This is a genomic window from Mycobacterium sp. 1245111.1 (genome assembly GCF_001673405.1).
In the GTDB taxonomy this organism is placed as follows: Bacteria; Actinomycetota; Actinomycetes; order Mycobacteriales; family Mycobacteriaceae; genus Mycobacterium.
In genome coordinates this window covers 1-16,022 of the sequence record NZ_LZLV01000061.1, presented here as the reverse complement: position 1 = coordinate 16,022, position 16,022 = coordinate 1, and the positions used below count along the sequence as shown (strand labels likewise).

General features: G+C 66.7%; 15 protein-coding genes and 2 pseudogenes. 2 read left to right on the top strand and 15 right to left on the bottom strand.

From position 1 onward, the window contains the following. Nucleotides 1-13 precede the first annotated feature (13 nt). The 4 genes and pseudogenes from A5658_RS29315 to A5658_RS10715 form a co-directional block, all read right to left on the bottom strand. Nucleotides 14-84: pseudogene (locus A5658_RS29315) on the bottom strand (hypothetical protein); the annotation flags it as partial. 15 nt (nt 85-99) lie between these two features. Beyond that, nucleotides 100-1,458 (bottom strand): ABC transporter substrate-binding protein, encoded by a 1,359-nt coding sequence (locus A5658_RS10725; protein ID WP_067333875.1) that lies wholly within the window; start codon nt 1,456-1,458, stop codon nt 100-102. Between the two features lie 12 nt (nt 1,459-1,470). After that, the gene (locus A5658_RS10720) at nt 1,471-1,698 is read right to left on the bottom strand and encodes a ferredoxin family protein (RefSeq protein WP_067333870.1); all 228 of its coding nucleotides are present in this window, start codon (nt 1,696-1,698) and stop codon (nt 1,471-1,473) included. Further along, nucleotides 1,695-2,438, bottom strand: coding sequence for a GntR family transcriptional regulator (locus A5658_RS10715; protein ID WP_067333867.1), 744 nt, complete (start codon nt 2,436-2,438; stop codon nt 1,695-1,697). The genes A5658_RS10720 and A5658_RS10715 overlap by 4 nt, the downstream gene beginning before the upstream one ends. 284 nt (nt 2,439-2,722) lie before the next feature. On the opposite strand from A5658_RS10715, the gene A5658_RS10710 reads away from it, so the two are divergent. Beyond that, a complete protein-coding gene (locus A5658_RS10710; protein ID WP_067333864.1) occupies nt 2,723-5,776 on the top strand; it encodes a BTAD domain-containing putative transcriptional regulator in 3,054 nt (1,017 codons plus the stop codon). Here the strand turns inward: A5658_RS10710 and A5658_RS10705 are convergent. The 7 genes from A5658_RS10705 to A5658_RS10675 form a co-directional block, all read right to left on the bottom strand. Next, nucleotides 5,766-6,167 carry a hypothetical protein gene (locus A5658_RS10705; protein WP_067333860.1) on the bottom strand — a complete coding sequence of 134 codons (402 nt, stop codon included), beginning with the start codon at nt 6,165-6,167 and terminating at the stop codon, nt 5,766-5,768. The genes A5658_RS10710 and A5658_RS10705 overlap by 11 nt on opposite strands. Continuing rightward, complete coding sequence (locus A5658_RS10700) at nt 6,168-6,914, bottom strand: LpqN/LpqT family lipoprotein (protein WP_067333857.1); 747 nt, start codon at nt 6,912-6,914, stop codon at nt 6,168-6,170. A 115-nt stretch (nt 6,915-7,029) separates the two neighbouring features. Beyond that, nucleotides 7,030-9,831, bottom strand: coding sequence for an aminotransferase class I/II-fold pyridoxal phosphate-dependent enzyme (locus A5658_RS10695; RefSeq protein ID WP_067333854.1), 2,802 nt, complete (start codon nt 9,829-9,831; stop codon nt 7,030-7,032). 57 nt (nt 9,832-9,888) lie between these two features. After that, nucleotides 9,889-10,251 (bottom strand): antitermination protein NusB, encoded by a 363-nt coding sequence (locus A5658_RS10690; RefSeq protein ID WP_067333850.1) that lies wholly within the window; start codon nt 10,249-10,251, stop codon nt 9,889-9,891. Then, entirely contained in the window at nt 10,248-10,775 is a 528-nt protein-coding gene (nusB, locus tag A5658_RS10685; RefSeq protein WP_082993083.1) for a transcription antitermination factor NusB, read from the bottom strand. Before nusB ends, A5658_RS10690 begins: the two co-directional genes overlap by 4 nt. After that, a complete protein-coding gene (gene efp / locus A5658_RS10680) occupies nt 10,772-11,335 on the bottom strand; it encodes an elongation factor P (RefSeq protein WP_067333847.1) in 564 nt (187 codons plus the stop codon). Before efp ends, nusB begins: the two co-directional genes overlap by 4 nt. A gap of 14 nt (nt 11,336-11,349) precedes the next feature. Further along, the gene (locus tag A5658_RS10675; protein ID WP_067333844.1) at nt 11,350-12,444 is read right to left on the bottom strand and encodes a Xaa-Pro peptidase family protein; all 1,095 of its coding nucleotides are present in this window, start codon (nt 12,442-12,444) and stop codon (nt 11,350-11,352) included. Between the two features lie 33 nt (nt 12,445-12,477). Between A5658_RS10675 and A5658_RS10670 the strand changes: the two genes are divergently transcribed. Beyond that, nucleotides 12,478-13,155 (top strand): B-4DMT family transporter, encoded by a 678-nt coding sequence (locus tag A5658_RS10670; RefSeq protein WP_082993082.1) that lies wholly within the window; start codon nt 12,478-12,480, stop codon nt 13,153-13,155. On the opposite strand, the gene aroQ is transcribed toward A5658_RS10670, so the two are convergent. The 4 genes and pseudogenes from aroQ to A5658_RS10650 all read right to left on the bottom strand — a co-directional run. Next, a complete protein-coding gene (gene aroQ / locus A5658_RS10665) occupies nt 13,152-13,598 on the bottom strand; it encodes a type II 3-dehydroquinate dehydratase (RefSeq protein ID WP_067334035.1) in 447 nt (148 codons plus the stop codon). The genes A5658_RS10670 and aroQ overlap by 4 nt on opposite strands. 32 nt (nt 13,599-13,630) lie before the next feature. Beyond that, nucleotides 13,631-14,719, bottom strand: coding sequence for a 3-dehydroquinate synthase (aroB, locus tag A5658_RS10660; protein WP_067333837.1), 1,089 nt, complete (start codon nt 14,717-14,719; stop codon nt 13,631-13,633). Between the two features lie 155 nt (nt 14,720-14,874). Next, nucleotides 14,875-15,381 (bottom strand): annotated as a pseudogene (locus tag A5658_RS10655) (shikimate kinase); the annotation flags it as partial. 4 nt (nt 15,382-15,385) lie between these two features. Further along, nucleotides 15,386-16,022 (bottom strand): chorismate synthase (locus tag A5658_RS10650; protein WP_156751379.1); only part of this gene is annotated, 637 nt, incomplete at its 5' end.

The window sequence follows — 16,022 nt, the reverse complement described above, 5'->3', positions numbered from 1 at the left end:
CGCCGCTCCTCAGCATCGCTGCGCTCTGCATCGTCGCCGGCGGTGGTCATGCGCGCCGCTCCTCAGCATCGCTGCGCTCTGCATCGTCGCCGGCGGTGGTCATGCCGCACCCGCCAATGCTTGTTGATAGTCCACGGATGTGCTGCCTGGGTGTGCATTGAGGTAACGCTGCGCGCCCGCGACGGTGTCGAACGGTAGGTAATTCGCGCCGTCACGCACCCAGATCGACTTGTCGGCGAACCAGCGGGTACCCAGCTCGCTGTCGGGGACATAGGCGGCCCGCACCTGCGATCCGCGAGCGGTGGCGTCGCGAACGGCTTTCAGCAGTTCGGCCGGCGAGGCGACGGGCTGGGTTCTGTCGGATCCCTGCAGCCAGAGCTCGCTGCCCCGCAGTGGCGCGGCGGCGCCCAATGTCGCGTCATAGTCGAGCTTGCGGGCCGAGAACGCCACTCGCAGTGGGCCGTCCTGAACGAAGTTCGCCACGTCCAGATTGGCGAAATCACCGATCGACTTCAGGTATGGCACATCGTTTTTCAGCGCGTCGACGAGCGACGGTTTGAGCGTGGTGTCGAAAGCCGTGCCACCCGGGCCGTTGTAGAGGTAGACGACCTCCTGGGGCAGCCCGCTGGACTCGGCGACGATCCGCGCGGCTTCGAGTGGTTTGGAGTTGAGAAACTCGGTGGCGTCGAGTTGGGCTTGCAGGAAGGCGTCGAGCACCTCGGGGTGCGCGGCCGCGTAGGCGCGACGGATCACCACCCCGTGCAGGGTCGGGTAATTCAGCTCCGCGCCGTCGTAGAGTAGCTTGGCCTTGCCCTGGTAGACCAACAGCCCGGGCCAGGCCACGAACTGCGAAAGCCCCTGCACCTGACCAGATTCCAGAGACGACGCGCCGACCTGCGGCTGCTGGTTGAGCACTTCGACGCCGGTGGTCGGATTGATCCCGACGCCTGCCAGTGCCCGCACCAGGGTGCCGTGACCGGCGGAGCCGACGCTGGCCGAGATCTTCTTGCCAGCCAGGTCAGGCAATGTCTTGGACGCCGAACCCGGTTCGACCACAACCATATTCAGTGCGCCCTTGGCGTTGTAGCCGGTGACCGACACGATCTCCGTGGCAGCGCGCGGGTTGGCCTGAGTTTTGGAGCCGTTGATCAGCATCGGATAGTCACCCATCGAACCGATATCGATCTTCTCGGCGACCATCTGTGCGGTGATCGGAGCGCCCGTGTCGTAGTCCTCCCACACCACGTGGAACTTGGTACCGGTGCGCTTGGTGACATCGGCGAGCCGGTGTTCGAGGTATCCCTGGGCTCGCAGCAGCGTCCCTGCGGTCACGGTGTTGATGGTCTTGGACTGGTAGCCGATGACCACGTTGACCGCATTGCCGGAATCCAGTGCGCAGCCGGCGACCACGGTGAGGGCGGCCGCGGCCGACGCCAGACTGGTGGCAAATGTCTTCATGCGGGTTCCGTTTCAGCGGATGAGGTATGGCATGTTGACGGTGACGGCGCCGGTCGGACAGCGGGCCGCGCACGGGCCGCAGTACCAGCATTCGTCGACGTGCATGAAGGCCTTCCCGGTCTCGGGGTTGATGGCCAGCGAATCCAGCGGGCAGATGTCGACGCACAGGGTGCAGCCGTCGATGCACAGCGATTCGTCGATCGTCACCGGAACGTCGGAGCGGTTGTTGACCAAAGTCATGGCGTATTCCTTATCAAGTTGCCGCGCATGGTGATTCGATCTCCGCGCATCCGGATGTACTCCAAGTCCACCGGTGTGTCGTCGCCCAGGCTGGTGAGCCGTTCCAGCATCAGCAGCGGCGCGCCGTCGGGCACCTGCAGCGCTGCGGCGGAGTGCGCGTCCGCGGGAATCGCCTCCAACGCCAACGATGCCGCGCCCAGCGGCCGACCGGTGAGCTGTTCGATGAGTGCGAAGATGTCGTTGCTCTCCAGCGGGTGCGTCAACACCCGTGCGCCGATCTCCGGCTCCAGATATGTCAGGTCGAGGCTGAGCGGCAGGCCGCCCAGGTAACGCAACCGCTCGATGAAAACGACTTGCTGTCCGGGTTCCAGCCGAAGCCGCTGCGCCACCGTCGGCGGGGCGGACACGGACATCGCGGCGCGTACCTCGTTGCGGACCTCGCCGTAACTCTTGAACGTTTCCTTCAGGCCCAGCAGTGTGTCGAGACCGTGGTCGTATTTGCGCTGCGCGACGTGGGTACCGACCTTGGGTCCGCGCTCGATCAGACCTTCATTTTTCAGCGTGGTGAGGGCTTCGCGAATGGTGTTGCGCGACACCGAAAATTCGGTGGCCAGCACAGTCTCGCCGGGCAGGCCGACGTCATAGGTACCGGAGTGGATCTGGTGGCGCAGCACGTCGGCCACCTGACGCGCCCGATCGGCACGCGGTTGACGAATCGGCAATGGTACGGCTTCACCCACGCCGTCAAGCTATCGACCTTCGTACGTCGATCCTGATCGTCCGATTTTCATCGGGATCGGGCGCCGGCGATTGCGCCGGTGGACGGCGCACGCGACCAGCTAAAACTGATCGGGGCCGGGCCATTGCGCCACTTGAGCCGTGGTGCGGTTTTTCTGATCCCGGTGAGCAGAATGTTTTTCGCACCGCGTCCACGGGTGTCGAACTTTCCGCCGGGTTCACACAGCCGACGGCGGCTCCCAAAGGTAGTGTTCTCCTGGGTATTTGCTGAGAGTTGGGTGAGAGCATGCTGTTCTACCTGTCGGGTGCGGTAGAAGTCCGCGTTGACGACAGGTCCGTGCCGCTGGGCGGACCCAAACAACGGTGTGTGTTGGCAGTGCTGCTGGCTCACCACGGCACCGTGGTGAGCATCGACCGGCTGATTGACGCCGTGTGGGGCGACGCCGCACCGCCCAAGGCATTGGTATCGCTGCGCTCCTACATCGCAAATCTGCGTCGCATCCTCGACCCGACTACCGAACCCGATCGTCAACGGCTGGTTTCGCATTCGCACGGCTATCAGCTCAATGTGCTCCGCGACGATTCGGTGGATTTGTTCAGGTTCGAGAGCCTGGTCGCGGAGGGGCGTGCCGCGTTGATCCGGCAGGACGCCGGCGCCGCGGTCGGACTGCTGCACGATGCGCTGGCGCTGTGGCGCGGTGACCCGTTCGGCGAGTTCGCCTATCACGAGTTCGCCGCCCCCGCGGCAATCCGGTTGGCCGCACTGCGAACCACCGCCATCGAAGCCTCGTTCGATGCTGCTCTTGAACTCGGCGCCGGCGGCGAACTGGTTCCCGAGATCGAGGCCGCGTTGAGCGAACATAGTTTGCAAGAGCGCCTGTGGGGACATCTGATGCTCGCCTTGCACCGGGCAAACCGAACCGCCGATGCGATCCAAGCCTATGAACGGGCATGTGCCACATTGGATCGCGAAATCGGGGCCCCACCGGGCGAAGGTCTGCAGACCCTGTACGACAAGATCCGCAATGGGTCCCCCGAACTGCGCGTCACACCGGCCCGACAGCTGCCCGACCCGCCTCGTGAGCTGGCCGCGGCGCCGGCATTCGTCGGTCGTGACGCGGAGCTCGGCGCGATCTCCGCGGCGGTGCGCCGCGCTGACGGCGGCGTCGGCGGTCTCACGATGCTGACCGGCGAGAGCGGGATCGGCAAGACGACGTTGGCGCAGGTGGCCGTGGACGGTGCTCGCGCGGCTGGGATGACGGTGGCCTGGGCCGGCCATCCCAGCGGAATCAAGCTGCCCCTGCTCTGGACCTGGATCCAGCTGTTACGGCAGCTGGGTAGCGAACTCGGGACCGAGGGTCGCACGGCGGTGCTGCGGGAGGCACCGGGCGTCGTCGATGCATTGGTTCCGGAGTGGAACGAACGTGACAACGTGGGCTCGGCAAACCGCTTGGCGGCAACGGGTTTCGCTCTCGTCGAGGGCATCGTGTCCGCGCTGCGCGCGCTGTCGGCCCGCTCGCCACTGCTGCTGGTCATCGACGATCTACAGCGCGCCGATCCGGCCTCGATCAACGCGTTGGTCTTGCTGGTGGGGCAGTTCCCGCGGTTGCCGATTCACGTGATTGGCAACTGGACCTTTTTCGGCGCCGACCGACCGATGAACCGGTCCGCCTTCGAGCGCCTCATTCGACCCGAGCATGCCGGCACGGTGCGCCTGGGCGGCATCGACTGCACCGACGCCGCGAAGCTCATCGATGCCACCGCCGGCACGACGATCTCACCGAGCGTCGCCGAGCATGTCTGGCACCAAGCCGGCGGAAACCCTTTCTACATCAAGGAACTCGCACGCGCTCTCGGCACCGACCACCAAACGCCCGCGCTCTCGGACGCGGTGGTCGGAGTAGTCGGCCGACGGATCAGCGTGCTGGATCGACCGTCTCGCCGGGTCCTGGCGGCCGCGGCCGTGGTCGGACCCGAATTCGACGTGGCGGACCTGGCCGACATCGTCAACCTGTCCATATCCACCGTGCAGAGCCGACTGCGGCCGGCGTACGAGCGGGGCCTGCTCGACGAGCTGCCGACGCGACCGGGCTCCTACCGATTCAGCCACGGGCTGGTTCGCGACGCGCTGATCGCGCAACTCGCGACCACCGACCGCACCACCGTGCACGCCGCGATCGCCACCACGCGCACACCCACGCTGGCCACGGCCGCCTACGAACACGTCATCGCGACCGCCGATCATGCCTGGCGCGCTGGCACCGAGTTGGACCCAGACGCCGGTCTCTACCTCCTCGAAACCGCCATTCAGCGCGCCCTGAGTCGGTCGGCATACCAGGACATCGCCGGTTTGACCGAGCATGCACTGCAGATATGCGAGCGGCTACCGGCCAAACCGGAGCACCTCGAGCGGCAGGCCACTCTGTGGCTGCACCTGGCCGGCGCCAGGGGCATTCTCGAAGGACAAGGCAGCGAGTCCGCTGCCGCCGCGGTTCAGCGTGCCTTCGAGATCGGCCAGGAGGTCAAAGGCCGCAGCTTCTACGGCGCGATCGCCCTGCAGTGCTTGATGTTGTGTGGCCACGGGCGTATCGACGAAGCCGAAATCATCGCGACCGGGTTGCGCGAACAGTATGAGCAATCCGGCGATCCTGACATCGGCGTCGTCAACGACTTCGCGCACATCATGATGTACTCGCTGCGGGGCGACGTCGAATTGTTGATCGCCACCGGCCACCACATGATGGATACTTTCCCGCCACCCGAGACGGTCACCGACCCGCTGCACTTCTTTCATCCGCGGGTGTACTGCTGGATGGCCTTGGCCGAGGCGATCCGCGGCGACCGCGATGCCATGCACGAATATCACCGGCGCGCACTACATCTCGCTCAAAGCCGGGGCGACATGTTCAATATCTTGGCGGCGAAACTGGTCGAGGTCGAATGCGCCGCCATCCTCGGTGTCGTGGACGGCACGGCCGAGCGGGCCGACGAGGTCGACCGCGAGTTCTGCGCCGCCGGTGGCCATCAGTGGGGCGCGGCGGCGCGGATCATCAGTGTCTGGGCGCAGACCCTGCACACCGGGGACGGCGACGCCGACGTGGCATTCGACGCGTTTGAGGCGCTCACCTGCGATGGCACCACCGCAATGAACCCGCTGTTTCTCTGCCTGCTGGCCGACATCGAGCTCCATCACGGCCGAATCGACAGCGCTACCGAGTTGCTGCACCGGGCCCGACGGGTAGCCGAGGCCACCGGTGAACACGCCTCCGATCGGATGATCGAGGAACGGTTCACCGCGTTGGCGGCCCCGACCGCGCAGCCCCGGCTGGTCACGCCTTGACGGTCGTGCCGGGCAACGCCTCCCGCCACTGACGCCAGATCGAACGGTCAGTCATCAGGTCCAGCATGGCCCCGAATCCGGACGGGTATACCAGCGAGACAAGCCATTTGCGGGAATCGCCGCAACTGATCTCGCATCCGCCTCGGTAGAACTGCCGGAGCCATTTGACCGTCACCGCGGAGCGCGGGAAGTCGAAAATCACCGCCTCTTCAGCGGCATCGAGTTTGGCCTTGAAGTCGGGCTGACCCAACTCCTCGTCGACCCACCTCGAATATTCAGCGGCAATGCATCGCACCCGAGTGTCGGTCAACTCCAATTCGACGTTCACCCACCAGGAATTCGCGCGACTCTTGAGCAGATACGCCTTGGTCCGCGGTGGTGCGCTCGCCATCTACGACCCGTCCGGATTGATCGCGATGCTTTTGTCGATGCCCTCCAACCCGTCGAACAGGGCCTGACTCTGACTCTCGTCGCTGGTCCCGTTGATCTGAAGCACGTAGAGGCCACCGCTGCCCTTGAAGACGACAGTCTCCTGCCCCGACGCGGCTTTTGTACCTTTCAGGTCGTACGTACCGGCGATCCGGTACGCCGGAAATCCGGACACCGTGGCGTTTTCCTCGCCGGCCGGGGCGAAGCTTGGAAGGTTCTTCATCTCGCCGCCGGCCAACTGCAACAGCTTGTCCGGATCCACCTCGCCGTCGAGTCGTGACACCAGGGCAATGATGTTCGGTGTGTACCCGGAGTCCGCGGCCCCGGCGCCGTGGTAGACGAGCGCCCCGTAGACGTAGTCCGGTGTGTCGGCCCCCGCACTTTGCCAACCGTCCGGAAATTGAATCTCGATGGCTGGTGCGCCCGGATCGCCTCGGTGGATCTGCGTCTCGGTGATGTGCTGGTCGCGGATGTAGTCCGCGATGGTCGGGTTGGTGGCGGCGGTAGCGGCATCACGCAGCTTGCGGGGCTGCAGTTTGGTCGACGACGACGCATCGGGCTTGGCCGACGAAGTCGCGGTGCTACTGGAGCTCGCCGAGCTGGATGCGGTCGAGCTCGTGCTCTTCTCTTTGCTGGTGCAAGCGCCCAGCGAGGTGCTCAGACATATCGCGGTGACGACGGCCAAGACCGGCCGATGCGCAAGACGCATCGTTACTCCTTCGGGTCGGGTGTCGGACGTCGGTAACGCCCGCGGCGGTGACCTTATGGCCGGCCGATTGGAATCTGGTTGAATCCGATTGCCCCGCTAGTTGGAACGCCGGCCGCTACCCGGTGACGGAATGCGTCGACGCGACGTTGAGCGTCGACGCGTCGCGGTGGCCGTTGGACGCAAGCATCGCCTGCCGTGCCGCGGCGATCCGTTTCAAAGCATCATCGGTGAACACCGACAAGCCCAGATCGGGGTTGTATCCGTGGATCTCTTTGACGTCGAGTTGAGCAAGGAAGTACAGGATCTGTTTGGACACGACCTGCCCGGGCACCAGGACCGGAAAGCCCGGCGGGTAGGGCACCACGAAGCCGGTTGACACCAAGGACTTTCCATCGGCGAGCCGCCGCCCGGCCTCCCCGATCATGACGTGTTCGCGGTCGTTGTCCTCGTAGCCGGCATAGAACGCCGAACGCATGTCGCCGAATGAGCTGGCCTCATCGGGCCGAAACGCCCCGTCGAATTCGCTGAAGTCCGGCAGCGCCGGCAGGTCCTCGGTGATCTCTTCGACGCGACGCTGGTGCAAGGCGCGGTCGTCGCGGCTGGCCGCAGCCTCGGTGTGGTCGAAATCGGTGGCGATCCGGCGCAGCACGTCGAGCAGGTAGTGCACGCTCGACCAGGTGACGCCGATCGTGAAGATCAGCAGGACGCTGTTGATCGACGTCTTGTTGATCTGGATGCCGAAGCGGTCCATCAAGACCTTTTCGCGGAAGTCGTAGCCGTTCATCCCGGTTTTCCCGATGAACAGAGTGACCCGCGTCGGGTCGAGAACGAACTGGTCGGACCGCCACGCCTCGTTCCAATCCGCCAGCGCCCCCTGACGCACTTGCCGATACGAACTGACCGCCGAGAGCCTGAATTCGTCTGGCACCAAGTCGGATTCGTCGAGGATGCGGAACCATTTACTGATCAGCCGGTCCTTGCGAACGCGGTGCCGGAAAACCAGCGCCATGTCATAGACGTAGCGCACCATCTGGAAGCCTTCGATGTCGACCTGGCGGCGCGCCAGATCCAACGAGGCCAGCAGCTGCTGGTTCGGCGATGTCGAGGTGTGCGTCAAAAACGCTTCACCGAATGCGTCGCGGGACTGCGCATTGAAGTCCTGGTCGCGGATGTGGATCATCGACGCCTGCCGCAGTGCCGACAGCGACTTGTGGGTCGAGTGCGTGGCGTAGACCCGTACCCGCGCCTTGGCCGGGTCGGGAAGCAGCCGATGCTGACCCCACTCGCTGCGCGGGACATCGCGCATCGACTCACGCCACTGCAGGTACTCCTGGGCGTAGGCCGGCGAGGACAGCATCGATTCGAGGTGCTCGGCGGACACCATCGCGGTGCGTTGCCGCGCCCACGGCACTGCGGTGGCGAATGCGTACCAGGCCTCGTCCCACAGAAAGCAGATGTCCGGCTTGATCGCCAACACCTCCTCCATCACCCGCCGCGGGTTGTAGACGACGCCGTCGAAGGTGCAGTTGGTGAGCAGCAGCATCCGCACCTTGCTCAACTGCCCGGCGGCCTCGAGGTCCAGCAGCGCCTTCTTGATCGTCTGCAACGACACCGCGCCGTAGATCGCGAACGGTTGCAGCTCATAGGCATCCAGATACAACGGGTAGGCGCCGGCCAGCACCAGGCCGTAGTGGTGCGACTTGTGGCAGTTGCGGTCGATCAGCACGATGTCGCCCGGTCGGGTCAGCGACTGCACGACGATCTTGTTCGCGGTCGACGTTCCGTTGGTGACGAAGTAGGTGTGGTCGGAGTTCCACGTACGCGCGGCCTTGTCCATCGCTTTCTTGATGTTGCCGTGCGGATCCAGCAGCGAGTCCAGGCCGCCCGAGGTGGTCGACGTCTCGGCCATGAAGATGTTGCGGCCGTAGAACTCCCCCATGTCCTGCAGGGTCTTGGAGTTGAAGATGCTGGCGCCGCGGGCGACGGGCAGCGCGTGGAACTGGCCGGCCGGGCGGGCGGCGTAAGCCCGCAAGGCATCGAAAAATGGTGTGGCATAACGGTTTCTGATGCCGGCCAGCACGGTGCTGTGCAGATCGGTGACGTCGTTGAGCCGGTAGAAGGTCCGGTCATAGATGTCGGGCTGGTCCTCCGCCTCGGCGGCGATCGACTCGTCGGTGAGCAGGTAAAGGTCGATGTGCGGCCGCAGCTCGCGGATCCACTCACCGCACTCGACCCAGTCGTGCGTGCGGTCGGTGGCGATCACCTCGTCATTCGGACCGAGCAGGGTGGTCATCAGCGGCACCCGGTCGTGGGAGCGCAGCGGAATGTCGTGCCGGATGATCGCGGCCTGGATCTCGCCGTTCAGCGCGACGGCGGTGATCGCGTCCTCGACGCTGGACACCACCAGCAACTCGAACTGGACGTCGTGGCCGACGTCGCGGATCGCGCGCAGGCTTTCGGCGAGCCCTTCGGGTGCGTTGACCGGGGCGTCGTCGGCCAGCAGCACGGTATAGAACTGTTGTTCCTTGGCGCGCGCCACCAGTTCCTGGTCGGCCAGCGACATCGAGGTGTCGAACAGCGCTGCGCGGTCGCCGTATTCGGAGAGCAGCCGCACAGCCAGCGACACCTGCTCAGCCAGGCTCACCGTGGCGAGCTGGTCCAGATAGCCGCGGTAGGCCGCGAGATTCTCCGGGCCCGGGTAGATCCAGTAGCGCTCGTAGGCGCTGAGCCGGTTCAGCAGGCGCCGCACCCGGGCGGCCTCGTGGGCGGTGTCCATCCCGGCGCGGTCGACGACGGCGAGTTGGTGGCACGCGTCATCAAGCAGGTTCCAGGTATCGACGCGCGAGTACGACGGGTTCGCCACTGCCGCCAGCGCGGACACGCACAGCCGTCTCGGCTGTCTGCCGTTTCGGTCCATAACGCCAGTGTGTCCCTCCGTTCACCTGCGCGCGGCCGTTTCGAGCGTGGGCGAAAGTCAGGATTCCCATTCGTCGTCGTCGGCTTTTCGGCCACGGGTGATCGGAATCCAGCGCCGCGGCGGCGCGACCTCAGCGACGTCGGACAGCGATCGCACGACGGCCTGGGTGAGCGCCATGATGGCCGCCATCACCGGTAGCAACGGCCGAAACGGTGTGACCGCCGAGCGAACCGTCTCGATGCGGCGGGCCAGCATCAGCCGCTCGATCGAGTGATACAGCCATGCGCCGACGCCGAGCGCATAGATCGCCAGCGCCGCCGCGATCGCCGCCTGCCCGTAGGCCGCGCACAACACCGCGCCCAAAATCACCGTCGCCGCCAGGATGCTGGCGATCAGGACGCGCAGCTCCAGCCGGGTCATGACTCGCCGGCGGCTGCGGCTTCGGGTCCGTCTCCTTCTCGGGCGCCCTCGGGCGTCCGCATCGTCGACGAACGGACTGCCTGGGCTGCGGCCCGGATCTGCGGGGTCACCAGCATCACCTGGCCCAGCACGCCGTTGACGAAACCCGGTGAGTCGTCGGTGGACAGCTCCTTGGCCAGCTCGACCGCTTCGTCCACGGCAACCGGCGCCGGTACGTCGTCGGCGTGCAGCAGCTCGTACACCGCGACCCGCAGGATGGCCCGGTCGACGGCCGGCAGCCGGTCCAGCGTCCAGCCCTGCAAATGCGAGGAGATCAGGTCGTCGACGTGCGCGGCGTGTTCGGTGACGCCGTGCGCCACCGTCACCGTGTACGGATGCGGCGGCGCCACATCGTCATTGGCCTCGGCCAGCGCGGTGCGGGCGTCGGCCGCCTCGGCCGGGGTCAATCCGCGGGCCTCGGCTTCGAACAACAAGTCGACGGCGCGCTTACGTGCCTGGTGCCGTCCCTTGACGGGCCGGCTCACGCGTTGACACGTCCCAGGTAGCTGCCGTCGCGCGAGTCAACCTTCAGCTTGTCGCCGGTGTTGATGAACAGCGGCACCTGAAGCTCGGCGCCGGTCTCGACGGTGGCGGGTTTGGTGCCGGCGCTGGAGCGGTCGCCCTGCAGGCCGGGCTCGGTGTGGGTGACGACGAGTTCGACGGTTACCGGCAGCTCGATGTACAGCGGTGCGCCGTTGTGGAACGCCACCTGCACGGGCAGACCCTCGAGCAGGAAGCGGGCGTTGTCGCCGACCAGCGATTCCGGCAGCGGGTGCTGCTCGTAATCCTGGCTGTCCATGAACACGAAGTCGGAACCGTCGCGGTAGAGGAACGTCGTGTCGCGGCGGTCGACCGTCGCGGTCTCGACCTTCACGCCGGCGTTGTAGGTCTTGTCGACGACCTTGCCGGACAGCACGTTCTTCAGCTTGGTACGCACGAACGCCGGACCCTTGCCGGGCTTGACATGCTGAAACTCGACGATCTGCCACAGCTGGCCGTCGATCACCAGTACAAGTCCATTTTTGAAATCGGCAGTGCTTGGCACGGTCGGTGAATCTCCTAGACGATGGCCAGTTCCTTGGGGAACCGGGTGAGCAATTCCGGTGCATTCCCGGAGGTTTCGTCTGCGACCACCAGCGTGTCCTCAATGCGGACACCGCCACGGTCGGCCAAATAGACGCCGGGCTCCACGGTGACCACGGAGCCCGCACGTAGTGTACCGGCGGCGGTGGCGTTGATCCCGGGCGCTTCGTGGATCTGCAGGCCCACCCCGTGACCCAGGCCGTGACCGAAGTTCTCGCCGTGCCCGGCGTCGACGATCACGGCGCGCGCGGCGGAGTCGACGTCGGCCAGGCCGGCGCCGGCTGCCAGCGCCGCCCGGCCGGCTCGCTGCGCGGTGCTGACCAGCTCGTATATCTCCAGCTGCCAGTCGGCGGCCTTGTCGAGCACGAAGGTGCGGGTCATGTCGGAGTGATACCCGCCGACGAGGGCGCCGAAGTCGATCTTGACGAAGTCACCGCTGGCCAGCACGGCGTCGCTCGGCCGGTGGTGTGGGATCGCCGAATTCGCGCCGCTGGCCACGATCGTCTCGAACGAGACGCCGTCGGCGCCGTGGTCGAGCATCAGCGCCTCGAGCTGGCGGCCGACTTCACGTTCGGTGCGGCCGGGCCGCAGCCCGCCGCGTTCGACCAGGTCGGCCAGGGCCGCGTCGGCGGCCTCGCACGCCAGCCGGAGCAGCGCCACCTCACCGGCGTCTTTGACTTCGCGCAGCGCCTCGACGGTCTGCGAGGCGCGGACCAGCTCAGCGCCGCCCGCCGCGGCGGCCAGCGCGTCGTACCCGTCGACGGTCACGACGTGACTCTCGAAGCCCACCCGGTGTGCGTTGCCGGCCGCCGCGCGCCCGGCCAGGTAGCGCCCGCAGGCCCGCTCGATCGCCACTTCCAGATCGGGCGCCTGCTGCGCGGCCTGGGTGCGGTAGCGCCCGTCGGTGGCCAGCACGGCGTCCGCGCCGTCGGCGAACACCAGCAACGCGGCATTCGACCCGGTGAATCCCGACAAATAGCGGACATTGATCAGGTCCGTGACCAGGATGGCGTCCAATTCCGCCGCCCGGAGGCGAGCCCCAAGAGCGGCTCGCCGCTGGGAATGTGTCACGCCAGCTGACGCTACTCGCTACGCTGTGGCCCCATGACTAACTGGATGCTGCGTGGCCTGGTGTTCGCCGCGGGGATGGTCGTCGTTCGGCTGTTCCAGGGGGCGCTGATCAGCGTGTGGCAGACCCAGGCCACCGTGATCAGCCTCGTGCTGCTCGTGCTGTTCATCGCGGGCGTGCTTGCCTGGGGCTTCATCGACGGCCGCGAGGACGCCGCCGCCAACCCCGACCCGGACCGCCGCGACGACCTGGCGATGACTTGGCTGCTGGCCGGTCTGGTCGCCGGGCTGGTCAGCGGCGCGGTGACCTGGCTGATCGCAGTGTTCTACAAGGCGCTCTACGTCGGCGGGCTGATCAACGAGCTGACCACGTTCGCGGCGTTCACCGCCCTGGTGGTGTTCCTCGGCGCGATCAGCGGTGTGGCCGTCGGTCGTTGGCGGGTGGACAGGACCGGCGCCTACAAGCCGCAAGGCGATGCTGCCCACGGCGATGACGAACGTGCCGACACCGACGTATTCGCCGCGGTCCGGGGCCAGTCCGCTGGTGAAGGCGCCGTTGCCGAATGGCCGGAAGAGCAGACCAGCGCGGTGGCCACGGCTGAGCACGAAGCGCCGACCGCCTACAGCGAGGAAGCCGAGCAGACGAGCGAAGTTCCGGCCCACGAGCACGCGGAGCCGGCCACCGAGCACATCGAGAAGCCGAAGACCGACTAGGCGTTCAGGCTGACCAGATAACGCAGGGCCAGCGCGTACCCCTGAACCCCGCAGCCCACGATCACCCCGCTCGCGATCGGGCTCAGGTATGAGTGATGCCGGAACTCTTCGCGGGCAAAGACATTGGAGATGTGCACCTCGATCAACGGTGCGCTCAGCTCGGCGCAGGCGTCGCGTAGTGCGATCGACGAGTGGGTCAGCCCACCGGCGTTGAGGATCACCGGCTCCTTGGCGTCCGCGGCCTGGTGGATCCAGTCCAGCAGCTGAGCCTCGCTGTCGCTTTGCCGCACAACGGCTTTCACCCCGAGCTCGGCCGCCTCACGTTCGACCAACGCGACCAGATCGTCGTGGGTGGTGTCGCCGTAGACCTCCGGCTCGCGGCGGCCGAGACGCCCGAGGTTCGGGCCGTTGATCACGTTGATGATCGCGCCGCTCTTCCTCATCGCTGCGCTCTGCCTGGTCGCCGGCGGGATCGTCATCGGGTGCCCACCTCCGCGTAGGCCGCCGCCAGCAACGTCGGGTCCGGGCCTTCCAACCGACCCGGTTTGGCCAGCCCGTCGAGCACCACGAACCGCAACACCCCCGCCCGGGTTTTCTTGTCGCCGGACATCGACTCGATGAGCTGCGGCAGCGCGTCGGCGTCGTAGCTGGTCGGCAGTCCGATCGAAGTCAGGATGTCGCGGTGGCGTTGTGCGGTGGCGTCGTCGAGACGCCCGGCCAGCCGCCCTAATTCGGCGGCGAACACCATGCCGACCGAGACCGCGGCGCCATGACGCCACTGATAGCGTTCCCGTCGCTCGATCGCATGGCCCAAAGTGTGCCCGTAGTTGAGGATTTCGCGCAGCTCGGCTTCCTTCTCGTCGGCTGCGACGACTTCCGCCTTGACCGCGATCGCGCGCCGGATCAATTCCGGCAGCACTTCCCCCGACGGGTCCAGGGCGACCCGCGGGTCGGCTTCGATCAGATCCAGGATCACCGGGTCGGCGATGAATCCGGCCTTGACAACCTCGGCCATGCCGGCGGCGATTTCGTTGTGCGGCAACGTCTGCAGCGTCGCGAGGTCGACGAGCACGGCGGCAGGCTGATGAAAGGCGCCGACCAGGTTTTTACCGGCGTCGGTGTTGATGCCGGTCTTGCCGCCGACCGCCGCGTCGACCATCGCCAGCAGCGTGGTCGGCACGTGCACGATCGACACCCCGCGCAGCCAAGTCGCCGCGGCGAAGCCGGCGACATCGGTCGCCGCGCCGCCGCCCAGGCTGACCAGTGCGTCCTTGCGGCCAATCCCGATGCGGCCCAGCACTTCCCAGATGTATCCGACGACGGGCAGGTCCTTACCCGCTTCGGCGTCCGGGATTTCGATCTGGTGTGCGTCAATACCCTTCTCGACCAAGTAGTTTCGAATGGCTTCGGCGGTCTGTGCCAGCACCGGCTGGTGCACGATGGCGACGCGGTGCCTACCGGCGAGCAGGTCGCCGAGTTCGCCGAGCAGGCCGGTGCCGATGACGACCGGATAGGGCGGGTCGACATTCACGTGCACGGTGACCGGTTCGCGGGGCTCCGTCATTTCTCCGCCTCGGCGCGACGAGCAGCGGCCAGTGCGGCCGGGGTCGCGGGCGTCGGCGGCGGTCCTTTCCGGGGCTCCGGCACGCTGAGCGTCTTCGGCGACGACGGGCGGCGCCACGGTGGCCGGCGGCGGTTGTTCGGGGAGCTGCCCAGCTTCGGGTCTTTCAGGCGGCACACGATGTGGCGCACGACGGCGCCGGGGTTGCGACGGTTGGTGTTCACCCGGATCGTGGCGACCTTTCGGTAGAGCGGGACGCGCTGGGTCATCAGCGCGCGGAATTTCTCGGCTCGGTCCGGCCCGGCTAGCAACGGCCGCACGGTGTTACCGCCGGTGCGCCGAACCCCTTCGGCCGCATTGATTTCCAGGTACACGACGGTGTGGCCGGCCAGCGCGGCACGTACGCCGGGGGTGGTGACGGCGCCGCCGCCCAGCGATAGCACGCCGTCGTGTGAGGCCAGTGCCTCCCGGATCACTTCTTCCTCGATCCGGCGGAACTCGGCCTCGCCGTCGGTGGCGAAGATGTCGGCGATGCGGCGGCCGGTCTTTTCCTCGATCGCCGCGTCGGTGTCGAGCATCGCGACGTCGAGGGCCTTGGCCAGCCGTCGACCAATCGTGGACTTACCGGATCCCGGTAGTCCCACCAATACGGCCTTGGGCACCATCGCGTTACCCGGACGCCCGGACTTCGGTGACGGGTTCGCGCTCGGCGACCGAGCGCCGGTAGGCCTCGATGTTGCGGCGCGTTTCGGTCAGCGAGTCGCCGCCGAACTTCTCCAGCGCCGCGCGGGCCAGCACGAGGGCCACCATCGTCTCGACGACGACGCCGGCGGCGGGTACCGCGCAGACGTCGGAGCGCTGGTTGATCGCGACGGCCTCGTCGCCGGTGGCCATGTCGACGGTGGCCAGTGCGCGCGGCACGGTGGAAATCGGCTTCATCGCGGCACGCACCCGCAGCGGCTCGCCGTTGGTCATGCCGCCCTCCAGGCCGCCGGCCCGGTTGGTCGAGCGGATCACGCCGTCGGGGCCGGGATACATCTCGTCGTGCGCGCGGCTGCCGCGGCGGCGGGCGGTGGCAAAGCCGTCGCCGATCTCGACGCCCTTGATCGCCTGAATCCCCATGACGGCGGCGGCGAGTTGGCTGTCGAGGCGGTTGTCGCCGCTGGTGAACGACCCGAGCCCGATCGGCAGGCCGGTCACGACGGCTTCCACGACACCCCCCAGGGTGTCGCCGTCTTTTTTGGCGGCTTCGATCTCGGCGATCATCGAGGCTTCGGCGGCCTTGTCGAAGGCCCGCACGCCGCTG